2 protein-coding genes and 1 pseudogene are annotated in these 1,786 nt (G+C 54.9%); all 3 read left to right on the top strand.

The genetic code is table 11. The features are described 5' to 3' along the window. Positions 1–154: transposase (locus tag H7965_RS29715; protein ID WP_186773141.1), on the top strand; the 154-nt coding region annotated here is incomplete at its 5' end. Between the two features lie 219 nt (positions 155–373). Further along, complete coding sequence (locus tag H7965_RS29710; RefSeq protein WP_186774071.1) at positions 374–1,399, top strand: glycosyltransferase; 1,026 nt, start codon at positions 374–376, stop codon at positions 1,397–1,399. A 235-nt stretch (positions 1,400–1,634) separates the two neighbouring features. Continuing rightward, positions 1,635–1,786, top strand: a pseudogene (locus tag H7965_RS29705) (IS630 family transposase); the annotation flags it as partial.

Here is a 1,786-nt window from a genome sequence, read left to right as displayed (position 1 = left end):
GAAGCGCTGGATCGTTGAGAGGACCATCTCGTGGCTGAACCGCTGCCGTCGCTTGGCCAAAGACTGGGAGTGCCTGAACCGCACCAGCCTCGCATTCCTGCGCTGGGCCTCCGTTCGCCTCATGCTGCGAAGGCTCTGCCAGACAACAACATGATCCCGGATAGACACTGAGCGAGTCACCTCGGCGCGGCGGTATCATATAAGCCGCTTCTGGAAGGACGTCGCGCACATCAATTCAGTTGATATATAGATTGCATAGCTGTAATATAATACAGAAGTTACCAATTATTGTTTCATTTTTTGATAAATTGCCGGGCGTTGAAATGGCTTCGGTCCGCTCAACGGGCTCTAAGCCTTTGGTGGGAGCGGCAATGTGCCAACAATTTGCGCAGTAGTTCTGACCTATAACCGCAGAGATTTACTTAATGGCTGCTTAAAAGCAATAAGCAGCCAGACACATCAGTGTAATCGCATAATTGTGATAGATAATGCGAGCGAGGATGGGACATCTGAGCTTCTGCATGCTCAATGGAAAGGTCGCGTCGATGCCCATTTTCTGCCCGAGAATGTTGGTGCGGCTGGCGGCTTTGCCATTGGTATGCATCTTGGTTGCCAGACAGGTATGGATTATATATGGGTGATGGACGATGATGTAGTACCGGAAGCGGATGCGCTTGCAAGGCTTCTAGCAGCCGTCGACCTCCTCGCTGACCGGAACATAGTCGCCCCGTTTGTCATCTCTACCGCGCGCTCGCCTGCGGGGCAGCTTACTAACGTTCCCGAAATCGATAAGCGCCGCAATGCGCTCTCCTATGAAAACTGGCCTGATTTACTTGAACATAGCATAGTGCCGATTACGCGAGCGACTTTTGTGGCAATTCTACTGCCGCGTGGAACAATCCAGCGCTACGGCTTGCCAATCCCTGAAATGTACATTTGGGGCGAGGATTCAGAATTCACTCTGAGGATAACCCGCGATCACCCTGCCTATTTAGTTGGTAACAGCCATGTCGTTCATGTTCGGCAGCTTGCCGGTGTGCTTGATATCCGTACGGAATCTAGTTCGAAGCGGATCTCCTACCACGCTCATCGGATCCGGAATGACATCTACATAAAGCGACACTATGAAGGCTTCCGTGCGGTTGCGCGATATATTCGATGGCAGACATGTCTTATTGCAAGGTTCTGCATTTATGGCGAGTTTACTAAGGCCGCGGCCGTTCTACGCGGCGTTACGCAAGGGCTGATCTTCCGGCCGGGGATCGCTTCTATGGATGCGCCGTTCAATATAGCCGGTATCCGCTCGACAGATCCCGGACTCTTGCGGCAGAGAGAAAGTCGGCCATTGGAACGACGACGTGATGCGGCTGCGGGCGGGGTGAGAACCCGGCCAGGGTAGGGGGATGCCCTGAGTGATCAGAAAATGCGCCGGGAGATGTTCGTGGCGGAGACCTACGCGGCGACCTAGCAGCTTGTGTTCGTGGGGGGGCGCAGCCGGCATTGCCAAGTTGCCGGCCTCTATCCAAAATGAAGCGGCTGGGCGAAGCTGGGTTGATGACGCTTGAACTCGCCACCTAGTGCACTGACGCAGACGGAGGATTCACAGCGGGGCGCTGCGGTGGAATTCTCCAGGCATGGCCCAGACCGTCAGCGTCATCGTTGGATCTGAGGATCGTATCCGCCTCGCTGCGATCCTTGGTGACCGGAACCGCCCGCTAAAGCATGTGCAGCGGGTCAACATCATCTTGCTCTCCGCCGAGTGGCTGCCGGTTCTGGAGGTGGCGCG

The organism is Siccirubricoccus deserti, assembly GCF_014283215.1.
In the GTDB taxonomy this organism is placed as follows: domain Bacteria; phylum Pseudomonadota; class Alphaproteobacteria; order Acetobacterales; family Acetobacteraceae; genus Siccirubricoccus; species Siccirubricoccus deserti.
This window is presented reverse-complemented; position numbering and strand designations above follow the sequence as displayed.